This window comes from Paracoccus gahaiensis (assembly GCF_005048225.1).
GTDB classification, from domain to species: Bacteria; Pseudomonadota; Alphaproteobacteria; order Rhodobacterales; family Rhodobacteraceae; genus Paracoccus; species Paracoccus gahaiensis.
Window position 1 is genome coordinate 496,050 of the sequence record NZ_SUNI01000001.1, and the last position, 26,262, is coordinate 522,311.

Here is a 26,262-nt window from a genome sequence, read left to right on the forward strand (position 1 = left end):
CGGCGGGGGGCCAGCCCCCCCGCACCCCCCGGGATATTTTCGCCAAGATGAAAGGGTGCGGCGACTTGAGCGGGATTCATAACCTTGTCGAGAAGGATGAATTTGCCGATGGGAGGTGCAGGGGCTATATGAGGTGTTCCCTTGGAAAGGCCGTCCCATGCCCCTGCCCCCCTCGCCAGCCTTCGCGGCGCTGAACGCCGCCGCCGCCGAACGCATCCTGATCCTGGATGGCGCGATGGGGACGCAAATCCAGGAATTGCGTCTGGCCGAGGAGGATTACACCGGCCAGGGTTCGGGCCATGTCTGCCGACATCATTCCGACCATCCGCAGACCGGCAACAACGATCTGCTGATCCTGACCCAGCCCGAGGCGGTCGAGGAGATCCACTACCGCTATGCCATCGCCGGCGCCGACATCGTCGAGACGAACACCTTCTCCGCCACCACCATCGCGCAGGCCGATTACGGGCTGCAGGACGCCGTCCACGACCTGAACGTCGAGGGCGCGCGGGTGGTGCGCCGGGCGCTGGACCGCGCCACGGCCGAGGACGGGCGGGCGCGTTTCGTCGCCGGCGCGATCGGGCCCACGAACCGCACCGCCTCGATGAGCCCCGACGTCAACGATCCGGGCTATCGCGCGGTCAGCTTCGACGATCTGCGGGTGGCCTATCTGCAGCAGGCCAAGGGGCTGATCGCCGGCGGCGCCGACATCATCCTGATCGAGACGATCTTCGACACGCTGAACGCCAAGGCGGCGATCTTTGCCTGCCTCGAGGCGATGGAGGCCCATGGGCAGCGCCTGCCGATGATGATTTCCGGCACGATCACCGATGCCTCCGGGCGCACGCTCTCGGGGCAGACGCCCACCGCCTTCTGGCATTCGGTGCGCCATGCGAACCCCTGGACCATCGGCCTGAACTGCGCGCTTGGCGCCGCCGCCATGCGCCCGCATCTGGTCGAGCTGTCGGGCGTGGCGGACACGCTGATCTGCGCCTATCCCAATGCGGGCCTGCCCAATGCCTTCGGGCAGTATGACGAGGGCCCCGAGGATACCGCCCCCCAGGTCGCCGATTTCGCGCGCGCGGGGCTGGTCAACGTGGTCGGCGGCTGCTGCGGCACGACGCCCGACCATATCCGCGCCATCGCCGAGGCCGTGGCCCCCTTCGCCCCCAGAAAGGTGCCCGCCTATGCCTGATCGTTTGTTGCGCCTGTCGGGGCTGGAGCCCTTCGTGCTGACCCCCGACATTCCCTTCGTCAATATCGGCGAGCGAACGAATGTCACCGGGTCCGCGCGGTTCCGCAAGCTGGTCAAGAACCGCGACTATGCCGCAGCCCTGGAAGTCGCGCGCGATCAGGTCGAGAACGGCGCCCAGATCATCGACATCAACATGGACGAGGGGCTGATCGATTCGAAGGCCGCCATGGTCGAATACCTGAACCTGCTGGCGGCCGAGCCCGACATCGCCCGGGTTCCGGTGATGATCGACAGCTCCAAATGGGAGGTGATCGAGGCCGGCCTAAAATGTGTTCAAGGCAAGCCGGTCGTGAACTCGATCAGCATGAAGGAGGGCGAGGACCAGTTCCGCGAGCAGGCGCGGCTGTGCCTGGCCTATGGCGCCGCGGTCGTGGTCATGGCCTTTGACGAGCAGGGGCAGGCCGATACCTGCGCCCGCAAGATCCAGATCTGCGAGCGGGCCTATCGCATCCTGGTCGACGAGGTGGGCTTCCCGCCCGAGGACATCATCTTCGATCCCAATATCTTCGCCGTGGCCACGGGGATCGAGGAACACAACAACTACGGCGTCGACTTCATCGAGGCGACGCGCTGGATCCGGGCGAACCTGCCCCACGCCCACGTGTCGGGCGGCGTGTCGAACCTGTCCTTCAGCTTCCGCGGCAACGAGCCGGTGCGCGAGGCGATGCATGCGGTGTTCCTGTATCACGCCATCCAGGCGGGCATGGACATGGGCATCGTCAATGCGGGGCAGCTGGCGGTCTATGACCAGATCGACCCCGATCTGCGCGAGGCCTGCGAGGATGTCGTCCTGAACCGCCGCGACGACGGGACCGAGCGCCTGCTGGAGATCGCCGAGCGGTTCCGGGGCGACGGCACGGGCGCCAAGCGCGAGAAGGATCTGTCCTGGCGCGAATGGCCGCTGGAGAAGCGGCTGGAACACGCGCTGGTCAACGGCATCACCGAATTCATCGAGGCCGATACCGAGGAGGCACGGCAGGCCGCGACGCGCCCGCTGCACGTGATCGAGGGCCCGCTGATGGCGGGGATGAACGTGGTGGGCGACCTGTTCGGCGCGGGCAAGATGTTCCTGCCGCAGGTGGTGAAATCGGCCCGGGTGATGAAGCAGGCCGTGGCCGTGCTGCTGCCCTATATGGAAGAGGAAAAGCGCCTGTCGGGCGGGACAGAACGCGAGACGGCGGGCAAGATCCTGATGGCCACCGTCAAGGGCGACGTCCATGACATCGGCAAGAACATCGTCGGCGTCGTGCTGGCCTGCAACAATTTCGAGGTGATCGACCTGGGCGTGATGGTGCCCGCGCAGAAGATCCTTCAGGTCGCCCGCGACGAAAAGGTCGACATCATCGGGCTGTCGGGGCTGATCACCCCGTCCTTGGACGAGATGGTGCACATGGCCTCCGAGATGGAGCGCGAGGGGTTGGACATCCCGCTGCTGATTGGCGGGGCCACGACCTCAAAGATCCATACGGCGGTCAAGATCGCGCCGCGCTATACCAAGGGGGCGGCGGTCTATGTCACCGATGCCAGCCGGGCGGTGGGCGTTGCTTCGTCCCTGCTGAATGCCGGGCAGAAGGAGGCCTATATCGACGGCATCCGCGCCGATTACGCGGCGGTGGCCGACAAGCACGAACGTTCCGAGGCCTCGAAAAGCCGCCTGCCGCTGGCCAAGGCGCGGGCCAATGCGCTCAAGATCGACTGGTCGGCCTATGCCCCGACCGCGCCCAGCTTCACCGGCGCGCGGGTGATCGAGGACTGGGATCTGGCCGAGATCGCGCGCTATATCGACTGGACGCCGTTCTTCCAGACATGGGAGATGAAGGGCGTCTATCCCCGCATCCTGGAGGACGAACGACAGGGCGAGGCCGCGCGGCAGCTGTTCGAGGAGGCGCAGGAAATGCTGGCCCGGATCATCGAGGGCGGCTGGTTCAAGCCCCGCGCGGTGGTGGGCTTCTGGCCCGCCAATGCCACGGGCGACGACGTGCAGCTGTTCACCGGCGCGGACCGGACCGAGGTCCTGGCGACGCTGCACATGCTGCGCCAGCAGGTGACCAAGCGGAACGGACGGCCCAACGTGGCGCTGTCGGATTTCGTGGCGCCCGCGGGCATCCCCGATCATGTGGGCGGCTTTGTCGTCACCGCAGGCCCCGAGGAATCCGAGATCTCGGCCCGCTACGAGCGTGCGAATGACGATTACGGCGCGATCATGGTCAAGGCGCTGGCCGACCGCTTTGCCGAAGCCATGGCCGAGATGCTGCACGAGCGCGTGCGGCGGGACTACTGGGGATACATGCCGGACGAGAACTACACCCCCGCCGAACTGATTGGCGAGGCCTTCTCGGGCATCCGCCCCGCGCCGGGCTATCCGGCCCAGCCCGACCATACCGAAAAACTGACGCTCTTCAGGCTGTTGGACGCGGAATCTGCGACGGGGGTGGAACTGACCGAAAGCATGGCGATGTGGCCGGGATCGTCGGTTTCGGGCCTCTATATCGGCCATCCCGACAGCTATTACTTCGGCGTGGCCAAGATCGAGGAGGATCAGGCCCGCGACTATGCCGACCGCAAGGGCTGGACCCTGGACGAGGCCGAGCGCTGGCTGGCTCCGGTCCTGAACTATACCAAGCGTCAGGCGGCCGCCGACGCGGACGCCGCCTGACGACAGGGGCCCGCAGCGATGCAGGCCCTTTGTTACGCGTCCTCGCGCAGCATCGGGCGGCCCAGGATATGGTCGGCGGCCTTCTCGCCCGTCATGATCGAGGGGCCGTTCAGGTTGCCGTTGGTGATGCGCGGAAAGACGGAACTGTCCGCCACCCGCAGCCCCTCGACCCCGATCACCCGCAGTTCCGGGTCCACGACCGCCATCGGATCGCTGGCCGCGCCCATCCGGGCCGTCCCGCAGGGGTGATAGGCCGATTCGGCATGCTCGCGGATGAAGGCGTCGATCTGGGCATCCGACTGCACGTCGTCGCCGGGCTGGATCTCGGCACCCCGGAACTCGGCGAAGGCGGGGGCGTCGAAGATGCGGCGCGTGTGGCGGACGCAGGCGCGGAACTCGGTCCAGTCATCCTCGTGCGACATGTAGTTGAAGCGGATCTGTGGCGCCGCCGCCGGATCGGCGCTGGACAGCCGCACCGAGCCGCGCGACTTGGACCGCATCGGCCCGACATGGGCCTGGAACCCGTGACCCTTGGCCGCCGACTTGCCGTCATAGCGCACCGCCAGGGGCAGGAAGTGATACTGGATGTCGGGATAGTCCACAGCCTCCGAGGAGCGGATAAAGCCGCAGCTTTCGAACTGGTTCGACGCGCCGAGGCCGGTCTTCTGCAGCAGCCATTCGACGCCCACCCGACCTTTGCCCAGAAGGTTGTAATAGGTGTAGAGCGTGATCGGCTTCAGCGAGGTGTACTGCATGTAGACCTCCAGATGGTCCTGCAGGTTCGCCCCCACGCCGGGCCGGTCCGCCAGGGCGGTGATGCCGTGCTGCGCCAGATGGTCGGCGGGGCCGATCCCCGACAGCATCAAGAGCTTGGGCGTGTTGATCGTGCTGGCCGAGACGATGACCTCGCGCGTGGCCTCCAGCGTGACGATCCGGCCTTTCATTTCAAGTTCAACGCCATAGGCCCGCTTTCCTTGAAAGAGGATGCGCCGCGCCATGCCGCGCACGACGGTCAGCAGGCCGGATTTCTTGGCGGGCCGCAGATAGGCATTGGCGGCGGACCAGCGGCGGCCCTTCCAGATGGTGGCCTCCATCGGGCCGAAACCCTCCTGCCGGGCGCCGTTGTAATCCTCGGTGCGCGGCCAACCGGCCTGCTGGCCCGCCTTGATGAAGGTGTTGAACAGCGGGTTCTTGCGCTTGCCCCGCGTGATGTGCAGCGGGCCGTCGGTGCCCCGCAGGGGCGAGGTCTGCGCCCCGTCGGGATCGCCGTGCCAGGTCTCCATCCGCTTGAAATAGGGCAGCACGCCCGCATAGTCCCAGCCCGCAGCCCCGCTGTCGGCCCAGTGCTGGAAGTCCATCGGATTGCCGCGCACGAAGACCATGCCGTTGATCGAGGACGACCCGCCGATCACCTTGCCGCGCGGGGTGGCCAGACGGCGCCCGCCCAGATTCGTCTCTGGCTGGCTGGCGAATCCCCAGTCATAGCGCGGCATGTTCATCGGATAGGACAGCGCGCCGGGCATCTGGATGAAGGGCCCCATGTCGCTGCCGCCGAACTCGATCAGCGTGACGCGGCGCCCGGCCTCGGTCAGCCGGTAAGCCAGCGCGCAGCCGGCGCTGCCCGCGCCGATGATGACGTAATCGGCGGGGGCGGCCCCGCGCGGGGCGGGGGTCGTGGTCTCAGTAGGGTGCATCGACGCCTCCCATGCCGACATAGACGGATTTCAGCTGCGAGTAATGCTCGATGGCGGCGGCCGAGTTCTCGCGGCCCAGCCCCGACATCTTGACGCCGCCGAAGGGCATCTCGACCGGGGTCAGGTTGTAGGTGTTGATCCAGCAGGTCCCGGCCTCCAGCCCCGCCACCACGCGATGCGCGCGGGTCAGGTCCTGGGTGAAGACGCCCGCGGCCAGGCCGAAGCCCGTGGCATTGGCGCGCAGCACCGCCTCGGCCTCGTCGACGAAGCTCAGCGCGGTCAGGACCGGGCCGAAGATCTCGTCGGTGGCGATGGACATGTCGTCGGTGGCATCGGCAAAGACGGTGGGCGGGATGAAGGCGCCCTCGCCCACCCCCCCGCAGACCAGCCGCGCGCCCGCCGCCTGCCCCGCCCGGATGGCGGCGCGGATCTTCTCGGCCTGCGCCGGGCTGATGATCGGGCCATGGGTCGTGGCCGGGTCCAGCGGGTCGCCCATGTGGACGGCCTGCACACGTTCGGCCAGGCGGGCGAGGAAATCCTCCTTGATTCCCTCCTGCAGGAAGACCCGCGTGCCGTTCGAGCAGATCTGCCCCGAGCTGTAGAAATTCGCTAGGATCGCCGCGCTGACCGCATCCTCCAGATCGGCGTCATCAAAGACGATCAGCGGCGACTTGCCGCCCAGTTCCATCGTGACATGGCGCATCCCGTCTGCGGCGGCGGCATAGACGCGGCGCCCGGTCGGCACCGATCCGGTCAGCGAGACCTTGGCCACGTCCGGGTTGGTGACCAGCGCCGCGCCCACCTCGCCGCGCCCCTGCACGACGTTAAAGACGCCCGGCGGCATCCCCGCCTCGATGAAGATCTCGGCCAGTTTCAGGGCACCCAGAGGCGTTTCCTCGGAGGGCTTGAAGACCATCGTGTTGCCCATGACCAGCGCGGGCGCGGCCTTCCAGCAGGCGATCTGGCTGGGATAGTTCCACGCGCCGATGCCCGCGCACACGCCCAAAGGCTCGCGCCGGGTGTAGGCCCAGTCAGCGCCAAGCGGGATCATCTGCCCGGTCAGCGTCGCCGCCAGCCCGGCGAAATATTCCAGGCACGCGGCGCCCGAGGGCCAGTCGGCGACCCGCGTCTCGGAGATGGGCTTGCCGGTGTCCAGCGTCTCCAGCCAAGCCAGCTCGTCGTTGCGGGCCAGAATGATCGCGGCGGCGCGGCCCAGGATGCGGCCACGCTCGACCGGGGCCAGCGCGGCCCAGGCCGGGCCGGCCGCGCGGGCGGCGGTGCAGGCGGCGGCGACCTGATCGGTCGTGGCCTCGTGCAGCGTGGCGATCACCTCGCCGGTATAGGCATAGCGGACGGGCAGCGCCGCGCCCTGCCCCTCGACGGGCTGGCCGTCGATGAACAGGCTGGCGGGGGGCTGGGCGGATAGGCTCATGCGAGGGCCTCCTCAAGATAGGTCATGATGGTATTCTGGGCGGCCTCCGCGTCGGTCGGCCCCGGCGTCAGAACGGCGCGCAGGTAGACGCCGTCGATCAGGGCGCCAAGCGTGTCGGCGGTCTGTTCGGGATGGCCGGTCAGCCCGCGCAGCGCCACGATCAGGTTCGACCGCAGCCGCCGGTGATAGACCCGCAGCAGCCGCGCCGCCGCCTCGGAGGTCAAAGCCAGCGCGTAGAAGTTCACCCAGGCACTGACCGTCTCGCGCTGGAAGTTCTGCGGCGCGAAGCTGGCTTGCACGATGGCGTCCAGCCGCCCGCGCGGCCCCTGCCCCGGCAGCCGGTCATGGACCGACTGCCCATAGCTGCGCAGGATGAAGCGCATGGCCGCCAGAAAGATCTGGTCCTTGGATCCGAAATAGTGATGCGCCAGCGCCGGAGACATGCCGGCCCGCCGCGCGATCTGCGCCACGGTCACGTCCAGCGACCCCGCGCGCCCCACCTCGGCGATGGCGGCGTTGATTAACGCTGCTTTTCGGATAGGCTCGGCCCCGAGTTTCGGCATGTTCGCCCCTGTGACGGATGGTTTTCTGTTGCTTTGCCGTTTCCATGTAGCGTTAATTGACTGACCAATCAAGAACAGGGAGCCTGCTGATGATCCTTTCCCGCCGCCCGATCCCTTCCCGGCCGATGTCTCTGGCCGCCTGTGCCGCAGCCCTGGGCGCCGCGATGGCCCTGCCCGCGCAGGCCGCCGAGCCCGAGCAGTGCCACGAGGTGGTGTTTTCCGATGTGGGCTGGTCCGACATCACCGCGACGACGGCGCTGGCCTCGACCGTGCTTGAGGCCCTGGGCTATGCCACGCAGACCCGCATCCTGTCGGTGCCGGTGACCTATACGGCGCTGGCCACCGACGATGTCGATGTCTTCCTGGGCAATTGGATGCCCACGATGGAGGCCGACATCGCCCCCTATCGCGACGAGGGCACGGTCGACACGGTGCGCACCAACCTGACCGGGGCGAAATACACTCTGGCCACCAACCAGGCGGGCGCCGATCTGGGCATCGCCGATTTCGCCGACCTCGCCGCCCATCAGGAGGCGCTGGACGGCCGGATCTATGGCATCGAGCCCGGCAATGACGGCAACCGCCTGCTGCTGGAGATGGTGGCGATGAACCAGTTCGAGACGGGCACCTTCGAGGTGATCGAATCCAGCGAGCAGGGCATGCTGGCGCAGGTGCAGCGCGCCTCGGACCGCGACGAGCCGGTGGTCTTCCTGGGCTGGGAGCCGCATCCGATGAACGCGCAGTTCGACATGACCTATCTGACCGGCGGCGACGAGATCTTCGGCCCCGATCTGGGCGGCGCCGAGGTGCGCACCAACACCCGCGCGGGCTATGTCGCGGAATGCCCGAATCTGGGGCAGTTCCTGCAGAACCTGGAATTCACCCTGGCTATGGAGAACGAGGTGATGGGCGCGATCCTGAATGACGGGCAGGCCCCGATGACCGCCGCGCGCGGCTGGTTGGCCGACAACCCCGAGGCCGCGACCCCCTGGCTGGAGGGCGTGACCACGGTGGACGGCAACGATCCGCAATCCGCGCTTGCCGCGGCGCTTGCCGACTGATCCCTTGGGCCCCGGCGCGCAGACCCGCGCCGGGGTCGGACCGACCGCACAGGCAGGAGCGCCGCATGGAACAGCTGACCGGATGGGTCACCGACAACAAGATCCCCGTGGGGCGCACGGCCAAGACCCTGTTCGACTGGCTCAACGCCAATGCCTCGGGGCTGTTCGACGCGATCTCGGTCGCGATGGAGGCGCTGATCGACGCCATCCTGGCCGGGCTGGAGGCGCCGCATCCCTTCCTCTTCATCGCGCTGGCCATGGCGCTGACCTTTGCCCTGCAGCGGCGGGCGGGCCCTTGCGTGCTGATGGGGGTGGGCCTGCTGTTCATCCTCAATCAGGGCTACTGGACCGAGATGATGCAGTCGCTGACGCTGGTCCTGTCGGCCTGTCTGGTCTGCATGGGGGTGGGCGTGCCCATCGGCATCGCCGCAGCCCACCGCCCGCGCCTCTACGACTGGATGCGCCCGGTGCTGGACCTGATGCAGACCCTGCCGACCTTCGTCTACCTGATCCCGGCCATCGTCTTCTTCGGCATCGGCATGGTGCCGGGCCTGTTGGCCACGGTCATCTTCGTGCTGCCCGCGCCGATCCGCCTGACCCAGCTGGGGATCGCATCGACCCCCCCGGCGCTGACCGAGGCCGCGACCGCCTTCGGCGCCACCCCCCGCCAGCTGCTGTGGAAGGTCGAGCTGCCAAGCGCCCTGCCGCAGATCATGGCGGGCCTGAACCAGACCATCATGCTGTCGCTGTCGATGGTGGTGATCGCGGCGCTGGTCGGGGCCTCGGGCCTGGGCGTGCCGGTGGTGCGGGCCTTGAACAGCGTGAACACCGCGCTCGGCTTCGAATCGGGCATCGTCATCGTCGTCGTGGCCATCCTGCTGGACCGGATGCTGCGCATGGAGAACCGCAAATGACCGCGAATGCCGTCGAATTCGACCGGGTCTGCATCGTCTTCGGCGATCACCCCGAACGCGCCCTGCCCTTGATGGACGAGGGGCTGGACCGCGGCCCGATCAAGACCGAGACGGGGCAGGTCCTGGGCGTCCATGATTGCAGCCTGTCGGTGGCGACGGGCGAGATCCTGGTGCTGATGGGCCTGTCGGGCTCGGGCAAGTCGACGCTGCTGCGCGGGGTCAATGCGTTGAACCATGTCTGCCGGGGCGAGGTGCGCATCCGCCGGGGCGGCGAGATGGTCAGTGTCACCGGCGCCGGCGCCAAGGCTCTGCGCGACATCCGCCTGCGCGACGTGGCGATGGTGTTCCAGGCCTTCGGTCTTCTGCCATGGCGCAGCGTGCGCGAGAATGTGGGCCTGGGGCTGGAACTGGCGGGCATGTCCGCGCCTGACCGCCGTGCCAAGGTCGACCAGCATCTGGACACGGTCGGCCTGACCGAATGGGCCGACCGCAAGGTGGGTGAGCTGTCGGGCGGCATGCAGCAGCGCGTGGGCCTGGCCCGCGCCTTCGCGACCGAGGCGCCAATCCTGCTGATGGACGAGCCCTTCAGCGCGCTGGACCCGCTGATTCGCGCCCGCCTGCAGGACGAGCTGCTGGAGCTGCAGGCCAAGACCGGGCGCACCATCATCTTCGTCAGCCACGATCTGGACGAGGCCTTCAAGCTGGGCAACCGCATCGCGCTGATGGAGGGGGGGCGCATCGTCCAGATCGGCACCGCGCGCCAGATCATCGCGAACCCCGTGAACGATTACGTCGCCGATTTCGTGGCCCACATGAATCCGCTCGGCGTGCTGACCGCCGAGGATGTGGCCGAACCGGGCGCGGCCGAGGGCCCGCCCGTGCCCCGCGACATGCCGGTGCGCGCGGTCATGGACCTCCTGGCCGGGCGCGCGGCCCTGCCCGTCGAGGGCGGCGGGCGCATCACCCGCGAGGCGGTGCTGGCCCGGCTGATCGACCCGCGCGGCTGAGGGGGGCGCGTCGGGTCAGCTGTTCTGCAGGTCGCGGTGATAGCGTGCCAGCAGCATCAGGCCCAGGGCGAACAACCCCAGCCCCAGCCCGAAGACATAGACATGGCTGATATAGTCGCCGGTATAGCCGGGATAGAAGGCGGCGCGCATCTGGCCGATGATGTGGATCAGCGGGTTCCACCACAGCCAGTCCTGATAGGGCTGTGGCACATCGTCGAACATGAAGAAGATGCAGGACAGCAGGAAGAACGGCCGCATGAAGATCGACCAGAGCGGCTGCCAGAAGCTGAAGGCCTCGAACAGGAAGCAGTTCATCACCCCCACGCCCGCCCCGACCATCAGCATCATCGCGATGGCGATGGCGATCTGGTCGATCTGGGGATCGGTGCGGGTGTCTCCGGTGACGTAGATGGTCACGAAGATGACCGTCGCCACCATGATCTGGGTCATCGAGTTGAAGGCGATCCGCGCCAGCAGCGCGTCCATGAAGGTCACCGCCGGATAGGCCAGCAGCGCCGCCGAATAGCGCACCGCCCCCGCCACCTTGCCCGACATGTCCAGATAGCCCAGGAAGGGCACCATGCCGGTCGCGTAGAACATCGGAAAGCTGGTGCCCAAAGGAGGCACCTGGAAGGCCACCGAGAAGATGATCGTCAGCAGCACGATGCCGCCCGCAGGCTCGGCGATGGCCCAGAAATAGCCGCCGGCCTGGCGCCCGTGGCTGGTCTGCATCTCGCGCAGGATCAGCGCCCCGATGGCGCGCAGGCTGGCGAAGCGGCGATGCTTGCGCACTTCCTTCAGGGTGCGCGGACCCGATGCGGGGCGGGCCTGGGGCAGCGGAACCTGGGAGGGAGGCGCGGAGGGGGGTTGGGTCATGGTCGGGCCTTGCCGGGACGCCTGTGCGAAGCTCACGAACCTGGCACAGGATCAGTGCTGGAATAGTTCCCTGCGCTTATGTATGAGGACCGGCACAAGTTCAACATGACAGGCGGGGTAAACGCATGTCGGCCATCGATCCCAAGACATCGCGCGACCAACGACCGGCCGGTGACCGCGCATCTGCCGCGTCATCGCCACCCGCCGAAGGCCGGGACCCGACCTCGCCTGCGGCGCCGGAGGCGCCCGCACAGACCGCGCCCCCCGTCCCGCCCGCCCGTCCGGCCGCCCCCGCGCCGGCGGGGGCTCCTGTCCCCCCCGCCCGTCCGGCCGCCGCGCCCGCCGCGGCACCTGCGCCCGCCGGCGCGCCCCCGGCCCGGCCCGGCCCCGGCAAGCCCAAGCGTCCCGACCCGCAGATGCAGGCCCGGATCGACGCGGCGCTGGCCCGTCCCGTCCTGCCCCCGGCCAGTCCGGCGGCGCTGAAATCGCGGCATTGGGGCATGGCGCTCAGCTTCGTGCTGGTGGTGATCCTGCCGATCCTGCTCAGCGGCTGGTATGTCTATACCCGCGCCTCGGACCAGTATGCCTCCTATGTCGGCTTCTCGGTGCGCAGCGAATCCGCCCCCAGTGCGGGCGACGTGCTGGGCGGGCTGGGATCGCTGGTGGGCGTGACCTCCAGCTCGACCAGCGACACCGACATTCTCTTCAAGTTCATCCAGAGCCGCGATCTGGTCGAGCGGGTCAATGCCCGCATCGATCTGCGCGAGGTCTGGTCCAAGGCGCCCGGCGATCCGATCTTCGGCTTTCAGGGCGGTGCCGCGCTGGAGGGGCTGGTCCGCGAATGGGACCGCAAGGTCCGCATCCATTACGACGCCGGCATGATCGACCTGCGCATCCTGGCCTTCGCGCCGCAGGATGCCCAGAACATCGCGACCGCCATCCTGGAAGAAGGCGGCATCCTGATCAACGAGCTGAACGACATCGCCCGCGAGGATGCGCTGCGCTATGCCCGCGCCGAACTTGAGCGGGCGCAGGAGATGCTGCGCGAGGCCCGCCAGTCGGTGACCGAGTTCCGCAACCTCTATCAGCTGGTCGATCCGGTGGCCGACGTGCAGGGCCAGATCGGCGTCGTCACCTCGCTGCAGCAGCAGCTGGCCGAGCAGCTGGTCGGACTTGGCCTGCTGCAGGCCAATGCCCAGCCCGACGATCCGCGCATCAGCCAGACCGAGCTGCGCATCCAGATCATCCGCGAGCAGATCGATGCCGAGCGCCAGAAGTTCGGCTCGACCGGCGGCGAGGTGGCGCTGTCCGAGGTGGTCGGCCAATACGAGATCTTGGCCGCCGACCGCCAGTTCGCCGAGACCGCCTATGCCGCGGCCCTGGCCAGCTTCGAATCGGCCCGCTCCGAGGCGGTGCGCCAGTCGCGCTACCTGGCCCCCTATATCCGCCCCACCCTGGCGCAGGAGGCCGAGTTCCCCGAGCGCGAAAAGCTGATGCTGATGATCGCCGGTTTCCTGATGGTCTTCTGGATCATCGGCAGCCTGATCTTCTACAGCCTGCGCGACCGGCGATGATCCATCTGCAGAACATCTCCAAGACCTACCGGCTGAACGGCAAGCGCAAGGTGGTGGCCGACGACATCACCGCCACCTTTCCCTCGGGTCAGGCCATCGCGCTTCTGGGCCGCAACGGGGCGGGGAAATCCTCGCTGCTGCGGATGATCTCGGGGGCGATGCTGCCCTCGTCGGGCAAGATCCTGTCGACCGGCACGATCAGCTGGCCGGTGGGATTTGCCGGATCCTTCAACGGCGAGCTGACCGGAGAGCAGAACTGCCGCTTCGTCGCCCGCGTCTACGGCATCGATACGGACGAACTCCTGTTCTTCGTGCAGGATTTTGCCGAGCTGGGCGATCACTTCAAGCTGCCCTTGCGCACCTATTCCTCGGGGATGAAATCGCGGCTCGCCTTCGGGCTGTCCATGGCGGTGCCCTTCGACACCTATCTGGTCGACGAGGTCTCGGCCGTGGGCGACGCCGCCTTCAAGGCCAAGTCAAACCGCGTCTTCAACGAGCGGATGTCCAAGTCGGGCGCCATCGTCGTGTCCCATTCCATGGGCATGCTGCGCAAGACCTGCCATGCCGGGGCGGTGCTGGAGAACGGCAAGCTGACCTATTATCCCAATCTGGAAGACGCCATCTCGGTCCACATGACCAACATGCGCGAGACCGACACCGGCTGAATGCCGCCTGCCTCGTGACGGTTCGGTGTCGGTCGCCGCTGCGGGGCTGGCCTGCGGCCCCCGGTCCGGATATTGATCCGAATGAATTGGGTCGTTTGGTCACAAGGCATCTCATGAAGATCATCGTTCTGGGCGGAGACGGCTTTTGCGGCTGGCCCACCGCATTGCACCTGTCCGCGCGCGGCCACGAGGTCGTGATCGTGGACAACCTTTCGCGCCGCAAGATCGACATCGAGCTGGAGGTCGGCTCGCTGACCCCCATCCGCCCCCTGGGCACCCGCCTGCGGGCCTGGGCCGAGCTGACGGGGCGCCAGATCCGCAGCGTCGATCTGACCGTGGGGCAGGATTACGACCGCCTGCTGGCGCTTCTGGCCGAGGAGCGCCCCGACGCGGTCGTCCATTTCGCCGAACAGCGCGCCGCGCCCTATTCGATGAAATCCGCGCGCCACAAGCGCTATACCGTCAGCAACAACCTGAACGCCACGAACGACATCCTGGCCGCCATCGTCGAATCAGGGCAGGACATCCACCTGGTCCATCTGGGCACGATGGGCGTCTACGGCTATGGCACGGCGGGCATGAAGATCCCCGAGGGCTACCTTGACGTCACCGTGCAGACCGCCAACGGCCCGCACAGCCAGCAGATCCTCTACCCGGCCAATCCCGGCAGCATCTATCACATGACCAAGACCCAGGATGCGCTGTTCTTTTTCTATTACAACAAGAACGACCGGCTGCGGATCACGGACCTGCATCAGGGCATCGTCTGGGGCACCCAGACCGACGAGACGCGCCGCGACGAACGGCTGATCAACCGCTTCGATTACGACGGCGATTACGGCACGGTGCTGAACCGCTTCCTCATGCAGGCGGCGATCGGCTATCCGATGACGGTGCATGGCACGGGCGGCCAGACCCGCGCCTTCATCCATATCCAGGACACTTGCCGCTGCATCGAACTGGCCTTGGCCAGCCCACCCGCGCAAGGCGAGCGCGTGCGGATCCTGAACCAGATGACCGAGACGCACCGCATCCGCGATCTGGCGCAGATGATCGCCGCCCGGACGGGCACCGAGATCGCCCATCTTCCCAACCCCCGCAACGAGGCGGACGAGAACGACCTGCATGTCGTGAATGACGGGTTTCTGGACCTGGGCCTGCAGCCCATCCGGCTGGCCGACGGGCTGATGGCCGAGGTGCAGGACATCGCGCGCCGCTATGCGGACCGTTGCGACCGCGACAAGATCCCCTGCGTCTCGCAGTGGCGCGCGGCGCAGGCGGCGGAATAGGCGCAATGTGACAACCGGGGCGGGCGGGTGATCCCCACGCGCCCCGGTCGCGCCATCAGGCCAGGAAGGCCTTCAGATCGTCCATCAGCCGCTCGGCATGGGTCACGCCCAGACCATGCGGCGCACCGTCATATTCGATCAGCTGCGCCTGCGGCACCATCCTGGTCATGCGGCGGGCGGTGGCGTCGATGGGCACGATCTTGTCGCCGGTCCCGTGGATCACCAGCGTCGGCACCGAGATGCGCGCCACATCGGCGGTGAAGTCGGTCATCCCGAAGGCCGTCACGCATTCCAGCGTGGCGCGCGGGCTGGCCATCAGCGCCATGCCCTGCGTCCAGTCCAGCGCAGCCTGGCTGACTCCACCGCTGAACACGCCCTGCCCGTAGAACTGCTTGAAGAAATCCGCAAGGAAGGCCGGGCGGTCCTTGCGCAGCCCCTCGCGCATCTCCTCGAACAGCGACGCCGGGGCGCCGTCGGGATTGGCGTCAGAGTGCAGCAGCCCCGGCGCCACGGACGAAATGAACGCCGCCCTGGACACCCGGCCCGCCTCGCCGCGCGAGAAATACCGCGCGACCTCGCCGCCGCCCATCGAGAACCCCACGAGGGCCGCATCCGTCAAGTCCAGCCCCTCGATCACCGCCGCCAGATCGCCGGCCATCGTGTCATAGTCATAGCCCGACCAAGGCTGCCCCGACCGGCCGAAACCCCGGCGGTCATAGCTGACGACCCGGTGCCCGGCCTCGGCCAGACCCAGGGCCTGCACCTCCCAACTGTCGGCATTCAGGGGCCAGCCGTGGATCAGGACGACGGGGCGGCCCTCGCCCCAGTCCTTGACGTAAAGCGGGGTGCCATCCGGGGCGGAAATCATCGGCATGTCGCGGTCCTTTCGATCCTCTGGGGCCGAGAGAACGCACGGGGGCGGGCAGGGTTCGCCCCGCGCCCGATCACGCTTCCGTCGCCGTCAGGGCAGCCGCACCCAGGTCTGGCTGCTGCACAGAAGCCCGCCGGCGATGCAGCCCGACAGGCTCATCCGGTCGCCCGAAAGGGCGGCCTTGCCCGCATAGATCTTGTCGTTGGACGGCCGCCAGACCTGGCCCGTGTAAGCGCCGCCCCCCTGCGCAACCATGTCGATGACGATCTGGCGCCCGACATTCGGCGAGGCATATTCGGCCCCGTCGCGGAAGGTCCGCGCGATCGTGCCGCAGAACGCCCCGCCGCAGGGGGCCACGGTGACATGGGCAAAGGCCCCCTCGTCGGGCTGGGTCTGCCACAGCCCCTCGATCGGGTCGGCCGCCGCCGCCCCCGCAGACAGCAGCAGCACGGTGGCCGCAATGACGTGACGCATGATCTCTCCTCCTCAGGATGGGGCCAGATTGCGCGGGCGCGGGCCCGTCGGGCAAGCGTGACGTCAGGTCCGCCCCTTGCCGTGCCCGGCCCCCCCATGGCAAAGGAGGGCTGACCCCCAGGACCTCCGGAGCCGCGCCATGATCCTCTACCCCGCCATCGACCTCAAGGACGGCAATTGCGTGCGCCTCTTGCGCGGCGACATGGAGGCCGCCACCGTCTTTGGCAGTGACCCGGCGGCGCAGGCCCGCGCCTTCCAGGATGCCGGCGCCGAATGGCTGCATCTGGTCGACCTGAACGGCGCCTTCGAGGGCAAGCCCGTGAACGCCGCCGCCGTCGAGGCGATCCTGGCTGCCACCACCATTCCCACCCAGCTGGGCGGCGGCATCCGCGACATGGCCACGATCGAATCCTGGCTGGACCGCGGCCTGACCCGGGTGATCCTCGGCACCGTCGCGGTCGAGAACCCGGACCTCGTGCGCGACGCCGCCGAGGCCTTCCCGGGCCGCATCGCGGTCGGCATCGACGCCCGCAAGGGCCGCGTGGCCACCCGGGGCTGGGCGACGGAAACCGACATCGATGCCACGGATCTCGCTCGCCGCTTCCAGGATGCCGGGGTCGCGGCGATCATCTACACCGATATCGACCGCGACGGCGCGATGGGCGGCCCCAACATCCCCACCACCGAAGCCCTGGCCCGCGCCGTCACCATCCCGGTGATCGCCTCGGGCGGCGTCTCCTCGCTGCAGGACCTCAAGGCCCTGGCCGAGACGCGGATCATCGCCGGCGCCATCTCGGGCCGCGCCCTCTATGACGGCGCCCTCGACCTGCGCGAGGCGCTTCGGACCCTCGCCTGACCCTTTCATCTTGGCACAAATATCCCGGGGGGGATCGCGCCCTTCGCGCGATGGGGGGCTGGCCCCCCTCTGGCCCTGCCGCGCGCTCTGCGCTAGACCCCTGCCGGACAGCCCCAGCCAAAGGCGCATTCCCGATGCTCAAGACCCGCATCATCCCCTGCCTCGACGTGGCCGATGGCCGCGTGGTCAAGGGCGTCAACTTCGTCGACCTGATCGACGCCGGCGACCCGGTCGAGGCCGCGCGCGCCTATGATGCCGCCGGCGCCGACGAGATCTGCTTTCTCGACATCCACGCCACCCACGAGAACCGCGGCACCATGTTCGATCTGGTCACCCGCACGGCCGAACAATGCTTCGTGCCGCTGACCGTGGGCGGCGGCGTGCGCAGCCATCTGGACGTGCGCGCGCTGCTGCTGGCCGGGGCCGACAAGGTCAGCTTCAATTCCGCCGCCGTGGCCGATCCCGATGTGGTGGCCGCCGCCGCCGACCGCTTCGGCAGCCAGTGCATCGTGGTGGCCATCGACGCTAAGACCGTGGCGCCGGGCCGGTGGGAAATTTTCACCCATGGCGGGCGCAAGCCGACCGGCATCGACGCCGTCGATTTCGCCCGCATCGTCGAGGCCAAGGGCGCCGGAGAGATCCTGCTGACCTCGATGGACCGAGACGGCACCCGCTCGGGCTTCAACCTGCCCCTGACGCGGGCCATCGCCGATGCGGTGAACGTGCCGGTCATCGCCTCGGGCGGGGTCGGCACGCTGCACCATCTGGTCGAGGGCGTGACCGAGGGCCATGCCAGCGCCGTGCTGGCGGCCAGCATCTTCCATTTCGGCACCCACACCATCGCCGAGGCCAAGGCCCACATGGCCGCCGCCGGCATCCCGATGAGGCTGACATGACCCCGCTGCACCGCCTCGCCGCCACCGTCGAGGCCCGCAAGTCCGCCGACCCCGACGGCAGCTGGACCGCGAAGCTTCTCGCCAAGGGCCCCGAGAAATGCGCCGAGAAGTTCGGCGAGGAGGCCGTCGAGGCGATCATCGAGGCGGTCCGAGGCGATCGCGCCCGCCTGACCTCCGAGGCGGCGGACGTGATCTTTCACCTTCTGGTGATGCTGGCCGCCCGCGACGTGACCCTGGCCGATGTCGAGGCCGAGTTGGCCCGGCGCGAGGGCGTGTCGGGCTTGGCCGAAAAGGCGTCGCGCGACACGGGCTGACACCCCCGGCGCGGCAGGCAATTTGCCCATGCCCGCCCCGGACCCTTCCCCTCGGGCGGCCACAAGGGCTATAAGCCCCGCAATCGCCGCGCAAGGCGCGGCCAGACCGACAGATGGCAGAGGACGGCATGAGCAACGATTCCACCCATGACAATCATCACGAGGGCGACGTGGCCTTCATCCGGTCGCTGGCCGAACTTCTGAATGCCAGCGAGCTGTCCGAGATCCAGGTCAAGCGGGAATATGGCGAGCACGACCGCCTGACGGTCAGCCTGTCCAAGCAGGGCAAGCAGGTCGTCTATGCGCAGCCCCCCCAGCAGCAGAGCTCGTCCTTCCAGCCCGCCTCCGGCCCCTCGACCTCGATGACGGTCGCGGCCCCGGCGGGCGCCCAGGACCCGGCCAGCCTGCCCGGCGCGGTGACCTCGCCCATGGTGGGTACCGCCTATCTGTCGGCCGAGCCCGGCACCGCCCCCTTCGTGGCCGTGGGCCAGACGGTGGCCGAGGGCGACACGCTGATGATCGTCGAGGCGATGAAGACCATGAACCACATCCCCGCCCCCCGCGCGGGCACGGTCAAGCGCATCCTGATCGAGGACGGCATCCCGGTCGAGTTCGGCACCCCCCTGATGATCGTCGAGTGACGCCGATGTTCGACAAGATCCTCATCGCCAACCGGGGCGAGATCGCGCTGCGCGTGATCCGGGCCTGCCGCGAGATGGGCATCGCCTCGGTCGCGGTCCATTCCACCGCCGATGCCGACGCGATGCATGTCCGCATGGCCGACGAATCGATCTGCATCGGTCCGCCGTCCTCCGCGCTGTCCTACCTGTCGATGCCCGCGCTGATCTCGGCCTGCGAGATCACCGGCGCGCAGGCGATCCATCCGGGCTACGGCTTCCTGTCCGAAAACGCCGGCTTCGTGCAGATGCTGGAAGATCATGACATCACCTTCATCGGCCCGCGCGCCGAGCATATCCGCATCATGGGCGACAAGATCACCGCCAAGGACACGATGAAGGCGCTTCGCGTCCCCTGCGTGCCCGGCAGTGACGGCGGCGTGAACGATGTGGACGAGGCGTTCCGCGTCGCGGCCGAGATTGGCTATCCGGTCATCGTCAAGGCCACCGCTGGCGGCGGCGGGCGCGGCATGAAGGTCGCGCTGGACAAGTCCGGCCTCGACGTCGCCTTCCGCTCGGCGCGGGCCGAGGCCAAGGCGGCCTTCGGCAATCCCGACGTCTATCTGGAAAAATACCTGCAGCGCCCCCGCCATATCGAGATCCAGGTCTTCGGCGACGGCAAGGGCCGCGCGGTGCATCTGGGCGAGCGCGACTGCTCGCTGCAGCGTCGCCACCAGAAGGTGCTGGAAGAGGCCCCCGGCCCCGCCATCACCCCCGAGCAGCGCGCCCGCATCGGCAAGGTCTGCGCCGATGCCGTGGCCAAGATCGGCTATTCCGGCGCCGGCACGATCGAGTTCCTGTTCGAGGACGGCGAGTTCTACTTCATCGAGATGAACACCCGCCTGCAGGTGGAGCATCCGGTGACCGAGGCGATCTTCGGCGTGGACCTGGTCCGCCAGCAGATCCGCGTCGCCGCCGGCCTGCCGATGGAGTTCCATCAGGAGGACCTGGTCATCAACGGCCATTCGATCGAGGTGCGCATCAACGCCGAAAAGGTGCCGGGCTTCTCGCCCTGTCCCGGGCGGATCACCCAGTATCATGCGCCAGGCGGCCTGGGCGTGCGGATGGATTCGGCGCTCTATCAGGGCTATGCGATCCCGCCCTATTACGACAGCCTGATCGGCAAGCTGATCGTGCATGGCCGCGACCGTCCCGAAGCGCTGGCCCGCCTGTCGCGCGCCCTGGGCGAGCTGATCGTGGACGGGGTCGACACCACCGTGCCGCTGTTCCGCGACCTGCTGGCCGAGCCGGACATCCAGTCGGGCAACTATTCGATCCACTGGCTGGAACGCTGGCTGGCGCAGCATTACGCGTAGGCGTCGATGCTGACGCCCGCGCAATTGCTGAGCGGCTATGCCCGGGGCATCTTCCCGATGGCCGACAGCGCCGAGGATGACCGCCTGCACTGGTTCGACCCGCCCCTGCGCGGCGTCCTGCCGGTGGGCGGCATCCATGCCGCGCGCTCGCTGCGGCGCGATCTGCGGCGGGGTGGCTGGTCGGCGCATCTAGACGGCGATTTCGATGGCGTGGTGGCGGCCTGTGCGGATCGCGAGGCGACCTGGATCAACGTGCCGCTGGCAAGCCTCTACAGCGCGCTGCACGGGCTGGGCCATGCCCATGCGATCGAAATCCGGCACGAGGGCCGCTTTGCCGGGGGGATCTTCGGCGTCACCCTGGGGGGCGCGTTCTTCGGGGAATCGATGGTCTCGGCGCGGCGGAACGGATCGCGGATGGCGCTGCTCTGGACCTCGGCCCATCTGGCGCGCTGCGGCTTCACGCTGTTCGACACGCAGTTCCTGACGCCGCATCTGGCCAGCATGGGCGGGGTCGAGATCCCGCGCGGCGCCTATCGCGCACGCCTGTCAGAGGCGCTGCGTCGCACGGCCGACTTCCGCGCCCATCCCCTGCCCCCGGCCGATCAGCTTTGGCAGGACATCACCCAGACATCGTAGCGTGCATCGTCCAGCGCCGACAGCGCCGGCGCGCTGGCGATCATCCAGCCGCTGAAGACCGTGGCGTTCTGGCGCAGGTCGGTGATGGTCAGCTGGGCGAAGGCATCCGAACTGGGATCGCCCGCCGGATAGCGACACTCGCCCAAGCGGATCTCCAGCCGGCCATAGCGCTGCGCCTCGCCCACCTGCAGCGGCAGGTCGATCGTGCGGCCCGAGACCTTGTCCAGTCCCCGCAGCATCGCGCCTTGGGCCCGGACGGTGTCCTGCGCCAAGGCGGGGCCGGACAGCAGCACCACGCACAGCGCGGCACGGATCACGGCGAAAATCACGGAACGACCTCGTCGCCCGACTGACTGTCGACGAATTTCAGCATCAGCTGCAGCAGGCTGACGGCGCCCTGCACATCCTCGATCTCGTCGCCGGGGCCCAGATCGTCGGGGCTGCCGCCCGGTTGCAACTGGATATAGGCCCCGCCCAGCAGCCCGTCCGACTGGATCAGCGCGGCACTGTCCGACGGCAGCACGATATCCCCGGGGATCGTCAGCACGGCATCCGCCAGATAGGTCTGCGGGTTCAGGCGGATGTCGCTGACCCGCCCGATCCGCACGCCCGCCAGCCGCACCTCTGTTCCCACCGAGACGCCGTCCACATCCGGAAACGAGGCGGTGACGTCATAGCCGGTCGTGGCGCTCCAGCGGCCCTGCGCGGCCCAGCCCAGAAAGCCCACTGCCACGGCCAGAACCAGCGCCCCGGCGATCAGTTCGGCCCGCGCCTCGCCCCGGTGAAGGCCGGTCGCGGACATGCTATTCGGGACGCCAGGCGTCATAGTCGCTGCGCGGCGCAGGCTGTGCGCGGTACAGCGATCCGGCGGGCACATAGGCCCCGGGCGTGCCGGTCTGGTTGGACTTGTGGGGCTGTTCCCAAGCCTTGCGCGGCACGGCCAGTTCGGTCGGCGGCTCGGCCCAGGTGTGATGCAGCCAGCCATGCCATTCCGGCGTGATCTGGCTGGCCTCGGCCTCGGCGCCATAGATCACCCACCGCCGCTTGCCGTCCTTGGTCTGGTAGAAGACGTTGCCCGCGCCATCCTCACCCACACGGACGCCGTGCCGCCAGGTCCAGAACTGGGTGTTGAGCGTCTGGCTGTTCCACCAGGTCAGAAAGCGCAGCAGAAACGACATCGACAGGACCCTTTTCAGCAGGATGATCCCCGGGATATGCCCCGGTTCCGCGCAAAGGTCCAGCCGTCAGCCGGACCGGACGACCAGGGCCGGGATCACCCGGCCGAGGCGCTTCCCTTCTTGGCTTCCGCATGGATCAGCAGCGGCTTGGCGGTGGTCGATTCGACCGCCTCCTCGTTCACGACGACCTCTTCGACGCTGCCCAGACCCGGCAGTTCGAACATCGTGTCCAGCAGGATCTCTTCCATGATCGAGCGCAGGCCGCGCGCGCCGGTCTTGCGCTTGATGGCGCGCTTGGCGATGGCGGTCAGCGCATCCTCGGTGAAGGTCAGCTGCACGCCTTCCAGATCGAAGAGCCGCTGGTACTGCTTGACCAGCGCGTTCTTGGGCTTGGTCAGGATGATGATCAGCGCATCCTCGTCCAGGTCCGTCAGCGTGGCGATGACCGGCAGGCGGCCCACGAATTCCGGGATCAGGCCGAATTTCAGCAGATCCTCGGGCTCGAGTTCCTTGAACAGCTCGCCCACGCCGCGATCGTCCTTTTCCTTGACCGCCGCGCCGAAGCCCATCGCCGTACCGGCATTGCGCTGCGCGATGATCCGGTCGAGCCCCGCAAAGGCGCCGCCGCAGATGAACAGGATGTTCGTCGTATCGACCTGCAGGAATTCCTGCTGGGGATGCTTGCGCCCGCCCTGCGGCGGAACGCTGGCGACCGTGCCCTCCATGATCTTCAACAGGGCTTGCTGCACGCCCTCGCCCGACACGTCGCGGGTGATCGAGGGGTTGTCGGACTTGCGGGTGATCTTGTCGACCTCGTCGATATAGACGATGCCGCGCTGCGCGCGTTCCACGTTGTATTCCGACGATTGCAGCAGCTTGAGGATGATGTTCTCGACATCCTCGCCGACATAGCCGGCCTCGGTCAGGGTCGTCGCATCGGCCATGGTGAAGGGCACGTCCAGGATGCGGGCCAGGGTCTGGGCCAGCAGCGTCTTGCCGCAGCCGGTGGGGCCGATCAGCAGGATGTTGGACTTGGACAGCTCGATATCGGTCTTGGAGCCGTGGTTGAGCCGCTTGTAGTGGTTGTGCACCGCCACCGACAGGACCCGCTTGGCATGTTCCTGGCCGATCACGTAATCGTCCAGCACGCCGCAGATCTCGCGGGGGGTGGGTACGCCGTCACCGGATTTCAGGCCGCTGGACTTGGTCTCCTCGCGGATGATGTCCATGCACAACTCGACGCATTCATCGCAGATGAAGACGGTCGGTCCCGCGATCAGCTTGCGGACCTCATGCTGGCTCTTGCCGCAGAAGCTGCAATAGAGCGTGTTCTTGCTGTCGTTGCCGGACTGGTTCGCCATCGTCCACTTCCTTCACTGCCGCCGCGCAAAACCGCGCTGCGGGCGGCGGCGGATCGAGGGTCCCGCGCGCCGCATCTTCGGTTTCCTGCGACGGATCGGCCGCCGCAGGTCATTTCCGCCATGTTACGGGGCCGCCCGGCCCGTCACAATCCCCAAGGCGCCTATTTCTTGTCGCCTGCCTCGGCCTTGCCGCGCGGGGCCACGACCTCGTCGATCAGGCCCCAGTCCCTGGCCTCCTCGGCAGTCATGAAGCGGTCGCGCTCCAGCGCCTCCTCGACCTCGGTCAGGGTGCGGCCGGTATGGGTGACATAGATCTCGTTCAGGCGGCGCTTGAGCTTTTCCGTCTCGCGCGCATGGATCAGGATGTCGGTCGCCTGGCCCTGGAACCCGCCCGAGGGCTGGTGCACCATCACCCGGCTGTTGGGCAGCGAATAACGCAGGCCCTTTTCGCCGGCCGCCAGCAGCAGCGAGCCCATGGAGGCCGCCTGCCCCACCACCAGCGTGGACACGCGGGGGCGGATGTACTGCATCGTGTCATAGATCGACAGGCCCGAGGTCACCACGCCGCCGGGGCTGTTGATGTACATGCTGATGTCCTTGGACGGGTTCTCCGCCTCGAGGAACAGAAGCTGCGCGCAGATCAGCGTGGACATGCCGTCATGGACCGGGCCCGAGACGAAGATGATCCGTTCCTTCAGCAGGCGCGAGAAGATGTCATAGGCCCGTTCCCCGCGAGAGGTCTGTTCGACCACCATGGGAACGAGGTTGTTCATGTAGAATTCTGCCGGATCGCTCATGGTCTGTCCTTGCCTGTTCGTCCTGGTGCCGCGATTCGTCCGGGCGTGAACCCCTGTCTTAGCCGCGATAGGTTGACAGAGTCTTAGTAACCAGCAAGGTCAGCCGCAAGGGATGGAACGAAAAACGACCCCCCGGGGTCGTCAGGAGGCAGGCGTGAAACTGATCGTGGGCTTGGGCAATCCCGGTGCAAAATATGCGGCAAATCGTCACAATATCGGTTTCATGGCGCTGGACCGCATCGCCGAGGATCACGGCTTCGGCCCCTGGCGCCCCCGCTTCCAGGCACTGACCGCCGAGGGGCGGCTTGGCGAGACGCGGGTCACGCTGCTCAAGCCGCAGACCTTCATGAACCTGTCGGGACAGTCGGTCGGCGAGGCGATGCGCTATCTGAAACTGACCCCCGCCGAGGTCATCGTGCTGCATGACGAGCTGGATCTGGTGCCGGGCAAGGCCCGCGTCAAGCAGGGCGGCGGGCATGCGGGGCATAACGGGCTGCGCTCGATCCACCAGCATTTGGGGCCGGATTACGGGCGCGTCAGGCTGGGGATCGGGCATCCGGGGCACAAGGACAAGGTGGCGCCCTATGTGCTGTCCGATTTTGCCAAGGCCGAACAGGACGGGCTGGATGACCTGCTGCGCGGCATCTCGGACGGGGCGGTGGCGCTGGCCATGGGTGACGGCGGGCGGTTCCAGAACGCGGTCGCGAACCGCGTCGCGCCCGCCCGCAACAGCGGCAGCGAGGCGCCCGCCGCCAAGGCGCCCCGCCCGGCGCCTGGTGCGCCCGATGCTGCCCCCAAGCCCGCTGTCCCCAAGCCTGCGCCCCCCGAGGAGCCCGCCAGCCTCGCCGACCGCCTGCGCGCCCTGACCGACCGGTTCAGATGAACGACAGGGTCCGGGACGCCTTTCGCGATCAGGCCCGCGCCTGCGCCGGGCTGGGCTCTCCTTTGACGGCGGCACTGTGCCGCAGCCTGCCGGACCGGCTGAAGGCCGTGGGCGGCCCCTTGGCCGCGCGGGTGCTGGACTGGCCGGGCGATCCGTCCTCCTCGGCGGATTCGGTGCCGCTGCGCCTCTGCGGGGCGCTGCATGCGCTGGTGCTGACCGGAGCCGCGCCCGATCTGGCCCAGGCCTATGCGGCGGCAGAGGTGCCGAACCCCCTGCTGGAGGATATGCTGCACGTCCATCGGGCCGCGATCCTCGGCTGGCTGGACAGCCCGCCCCAGACCAACGAGGTCGCACGCTCGGCCGCGCTGATCGGGGCGGCGCGGTTCCTGCGGGGCCTCGCGCCGCTGCCGCTGCGGCTGCGGGAGCTGGGCGCCTCGGCGGGGCTGAACCTGAATTTCGACCTCTATCACCTGCTGGACGGGGCCGAGGGGGTGGTGCTGACCCCCGACTGGCAGGGCGATCTGCCGCAGGGCATCTTGGAGGTCGCCAGCCGTCGGGGCGTCGATCTGAACCCGCTGGACCCGGACCGGGACGGGCTGCGGCTGAGAGCCTATTGCTGGGCCGACCAGACGGCGCGACGGCAGCGGCTTGATGCCGCGCTGGATCTGGCGCGACGCGATCCGCCCCGGGTGGACCGGGGCGATGCGGGGGATTGGCTGACGGACCAGTTGGCTCGCCCCGCGCCGGGGGTGCTGACGATGGTCTTTCATACCATCGCCGCGCAGTATTTCCCGCCTGCGACCCGCGCCATGTGTCAGGCGGCCCTTGCCCGCGCAGGCGCCGCCGCCACCCCCGAGGCGCCCCTGGCCCATGTCGAGATGGAGGCCGATGGCGGCGAGGGCGCGGCCCTGCGGCTGACGCTGTGGGACGGGCAGCGGCGGCACTGGGCGCTTGGGCGCGCGGATTTCCACGGGCGCTGGATCCGCTGGCAGCCCCAGCAGATGTGACAGCGTCCCC

At 68.1% G+C, this 26,262-nt stretch carries 27 protein-coding genes; 16 read left to right on the plus strand and 11 right to left on the minus strand.

Annotation, left to right across the window (positions count from 1 at the left end; genetic code table 11):
- Window positions 1-157 precede the first annotated feature (157 nt).
- Window positions 158-1,195, plus strand: a complete 1,038-nt coding sequence (locus tag FA743_RS02420) for a homocysteine S-methyltransferase family protein (protein WP_136884267.1) — start codon at window positions 158-160, stop codon at window positions 1,193-1,195.
- Complete coding sequence (metH, locus tag FA743_RS02425; protein ID WP_136884268.1) at window positions 1,188-3,911, plus strand: methionine synthase; 2,724 nt, start codon at window positions 1,188-1,190, stop codon at window positions 3,909-3,911. Before FA743_RS02420 ends, metH begins: the two co-directional genes overlap by 8 nt.
- 32 nt (window positions 3,912-3,943) lie before the next feature.
- On the opposite strand, the gene betA is transcribed toward metH, so the two are convergent.
- From betA to betI, 3 genes are read right to left on the minus strand one after another with little or no spacing between them, the layout of a single operon-like run.
- The gene (gene betA / locus FA743_RS02430; RefSeq protein WP_136884269.1) at window positions 3,944-5,605 is read right to left on the minus strand and encodes a choline dehydrogenase; all 1,662 of its coding nucleotides are present in this window, start codon (window positions 5,603-5,605) and stop codon (window positions 3,944-3,946) included.
- The gene (gene betB / locus FA743_RS02435) at window positions 5,592-7,037 is read right to left on the minus strand and encodes a betaine-aldehyde dehydrogenase (RefSeq protein ID WP_136884270.1); all 1,446 of its coding nucleotides are present in this window, start codon (window positions 7,035-7,037) and stop codon (window positions 5,592-5,594) included. The genes betA and betB overlap by 14 nt, the downstream gene beginning before the upstream one ends.
- Complete coding sequence (betI, locus tag FA743_RS02440) at window positions 7,034-7,600, minus strand: choline-binding transcriptional repressor BetI (RefSeq protein WP_136884271.1); 567 nt, start codon at window positions 7,598-7,600, stop codon at window positions 7,034-7,036. Before betI ends, betB begins: the two co-directional genes overlap by 4 nt.
- Before the next feature lie 125 nt (window positions 7,601-7,725).
- On the opposite strand from betI, the gene choX reads away from it, so the two are divergent.
- The 3 genes from choX (at window position 7,726) to choV (ending at window position 10,582) form a co-directional block, all read left to right on the plus strand.
- The gene (gene choX / locus FA743_RS02445) at window positions 7,726-8,661 is read left to right on the plus strand and encodes a choline ABC transporter substrate-binding protein (protein WP_136884417.1); all 936 of its coding nucleotides are present in this window, start codon (window positions 7,726-7,728) and stop codon (window positions 8,659-8,661) included.
- Window positions 8,662-8,726: 65 nt separating this feature from the next.
- The gene (gene choW, locus FA743_RS02450) at window positions 8,727-9,575 is read left to right on the plus strand and encodes a choline ABC transporter permease subunit (RefSeq protein WP_136884272.1); all 849 of its coding nucleotides are present in this window, start codon (window positions 8,727-8,729) and stop codon (window positions 9,573-9,575) included.
- On the plus strand, window positions 9,572-10,582 hold the full coding sequence (gene choV, locus FA743_RS02455; protein ID WP_136884273.1) for a choline ABC transporter ATP-binding protein: 1,011 nt from the start codon (window positions 9,572-9,574) through the stop codon (window positions 10,580-10,582). The genes choW and choV overlap by 4 nt, the downstream gene beginning before the upstream one ends.
- 15 nt (window positions 10,583-10,597) lie before the next feature.
- On the opposite strand, the gene FA743_RS02460 is transcribed toward choV, so the two are convergent.
- On the minus strand, window positions 10,598-11,458 hold the full coding sequence (locus tag FA743_RS02460) for an ABC transporter permease (protein ID WP_136884274.1): 861 nt from the start codon (window positions 11,456-11,458) through the stop codon (window positions 10,598-10,600).
- Window positions 11,459-11,583: 125 nt separating this feature from the next.
- Between FA743_RS02460 and FA743_RS02470 the strand changes: the two genes are divergently transcribed.
- The 3 genes from FA743_RS02470 to FA743_RS02480 all read left to right on the plus strand — a co-directional run bounded on the left by FA743_RS02470 (window position 11,584) and on the right by FA743_RS02480 (window position 14,986).
- Entirely contained in the window at window positions 11,584-13,032 is a 1,449-nt protein-coding gene (locus tag FA743_RS02470; protein WP_246054796.1) for a KpsE/RkpR family capsule polysaccharide export protein, read from the plus strand.
- On the plus strand, window positions 13,029-13,697 hold the full coding sequence (locus FA743_RS02475; RefSeq protein WP_136884276.1) for an ABC transporter ATP-binding protein: 669 nt from the start codon (window positions 13,029-13,031) through the stop codon (window positions 13,695-13,697). The genes FA743_RS02470 and FA743_RS02475 overlap by 4 nt, the downstream gene beginning before the upstream one ends.
- A gap of 113 nt (window positions 13,698-13,810) precedes the next feature.
- Window positions 13,811-14,986 (plus strand): NAD-dependent epimerase/dehydratase family protein, encoded by a 1,176-nt coding sequence (locus tag FA743_RS02480; RefSeq protein WP_136884277.1) that lies wholly within the window; start codon window positions 13,811-13,813, stop codon window positions 14,984-14,986.
- A gap of 55 nt (window positions 14,987-15,041) precedes the next feature.
- Here FA743_RS02480 and FA743_RS02485 read toward each other — a convergent pair whose 3' ends face one another.
- Complete coding sequence (locus tag FA743_RS02485) at window positions 15,042-15,860, minus strand: alpha/beta fold hydrolase (RefSeq protein ID WP_136884278.1); 819 nt, start codon at window positions 15,858-15,860, stop codon at window positions 15,042-15,044.
- A gap of 87 nt (window positions 15,861-15,947) precedes the next feature.
- Window positions 15,948-16,331, minus strand: coding sequence for a DUF2147 domain-containing protein (locus FA743_RS02490; RefSeq protein ID WP_136884279.1), 384 nt, complete (start codon window positions 16,329-16,331; stop codon window positions 15,948-15,950).
- 139 nt (window positions 16,332-16,470) lie between these two features.
- Between FA743_RS02490 and hisA the strand changes: the two genes are divergently transcribed.
- From hisA to aat, 6 genes are all read left to right on the plus strand, one after another.
- Window positions 16,471-17,187 carry a 1-(5-phosphoribosyl)-5-[(5-phosphoribosylamino)methylideneamino]imidazole-4-carboxamide isomerase gene (hisA, locus tag FA743_RS02495; protein ID WP_136884280.1) on the plus strand — a complete coding sequence of 239 codons (717 nt, stop codon included), beginning with the start codon at window positions 16,471-16,473 and terminating at the stop codon, window positions 17,185-17,187.
- Window positions 17,188-17,321: 134 nt separating this feature from the next.
- A complete protein-coding gene (gene hisF / locus FA743_RS02500; protein ID WP_136884281.1) occupies window positions 17,322-18,083 on the plus strand; it encodes an imidazole glycerol phosphate synthase subunit HisF in 762 nt (253 codons plus the stop codon).
- Window positions 18,080-18,397, plus strand: a complete 318-nt coding sequence (locus FA743_RS02505) for a phosphoribosyl-ATP diphosphatase (protein ID WP_136884282.1) — start codon at window positions 18,080-18,082, stop codon at window positions 18,395-18,397. The genes hisF and FA743_RS02505 overlap by 4 nt, the downstream gene beginning before the upstream one ends.
- A 128-nt stretch (window positions 18,398-18,525) precedes the next feature.
- Window positions 18,526-19,038, plus strand: coding sequence for an acetyl-CoA carboxylase biotin carboxyl carrier protein (gene accB / locus FA743_RS02510; RefSeq protein WP_246054797.1), 513 nt, complete (start codon window positions 18,526-18,528; stop codon window positions 19,036-19,038).
- A gap of 5 nt (window positions 19,039-19,043) precedes the next feature.
- Window positions 19,044-20,390 (plus strand): acetyl-CoA carboxylase biotin carboxylase subunit, encoded by a 1,347-nt coding sequence (gene accC, locus FA743_RS02515; protein ID WP_136884284.1) that lies wholly within the window; start codon window positions 19,044-19,046, stop codon window positions 20,388-20,390.
- Between the two features lie 6 nt (window positions 20,391-20,396).
- Window positions 20,397-21,026, plus strand: a complete 630-nt coding sequence (gene aat, locus FA743_RS02520) for a leucyl/phenylalanyl-tRNA--protein transferase (protein ID WP_136884285.1) — start codon at window positions 20,397-20,399, stop codon at window positions 21,024-21,026.
- Here the strand turns inward: aat and FA743_RS02525 are convergent.
- From FA743_RS02525 to FA743_RS02545, 5 genes are all read right to left on the minus strand, one after another.
- Complete coding sequence (locus tag FA743_RS02525; protein WP_246054798.1) at window positions 20,993-21,355, minus strand: DUF2155 domain-containing protein; 363 nt, start codon at window positions 21,353-21,355, stop codon at window positions 20,993-20,995. The genes aat and FA743_RS02525 overlap by 34 nt on opposite strands.
- A complete protein-coding gene (gene mlaD / locus FA743_RS02530) occupies window positions 21,352-21,828 on the minus strand; it encodes an outer membrane lipid asymmetry maintenance protein MlaD (RefSeq protein WP_136884286.1) in 477 nt (158 codons plus the stop codon). Before mlaD ends, FA743_RS02525 begins: the two co-directional genes overlap by 4 nt.
- A 1-nt stretch (window position 21,829) precedes the next feature.
- Window positions 21,830-22,204, minus strand: coding sequence for an NADH:ubiquinone oxidoreductase subunit NDUFA12 (locus tag FA743_RS02535; protein WP_136884287.1), 375 nt, complete (start codon window positions 22,202-22,204; stop codon window positions 21,830-21,832).
- Window positions 22,205-22,299: 95 nt separating this feature from the next.
- Complete coding sequence (gene clpX / locus FA743_RS02540) at window positions 22,300-23,565, minus strand: ATP-dependent Clp protease ATP-binding subunit ClpX (protein ID WP_136884288.1); 1,266 nt, start codon at window positions 23,563-23,565, stop codon at window positions 22,300-22,302.
- Between the two features lie 161 nt (window positions 23,566-23,726).
- Window positions 23,727-24,362 (minus strand): ATP-dependent Clp protease proteolytic subunit, encoded by a 636-nt coding sequence (locus FA743_RS02545; protein ID WP_136884289.1) that lies wholly within the window; start codon window positions 24,360-24,362, stop codon window positions 23,727-23,729.
- Window positions 24,363-24,516: 154 nt separating this feature from the next.
- Between FA743_RS02545 and pth the strand changes: the two genes are divergently transcribed.
- Entirely contained in the window at window positions 24,517-25,245 is a 729-nt protein-coding gene (gene pth / locus FA743_RS02550; RefSeq protein WP_136884290.1) for an aminoacyl-tRNA hydrolase, read from the plus strand.
- Window positions 25,242-26,252 carry a DUF2332 domain-containing protein gene (locus FA743_RS02555; protein WP_136884291.1) on the plus strand — a complete coding sequence of 337 codons (1,011 nt, stop codon included), beginning with the start codon at window positions 25,242-25,244 and terminating at the stop codon, window positions 26,250-26,252. The genes pth and FA743_RS02555 overlap by 4 nt, the downstream gene beginning before the upstream one ends.
- The last annotated feature ends 10 nt before the right edge of the window (window positions 26,253-26,262 follow it).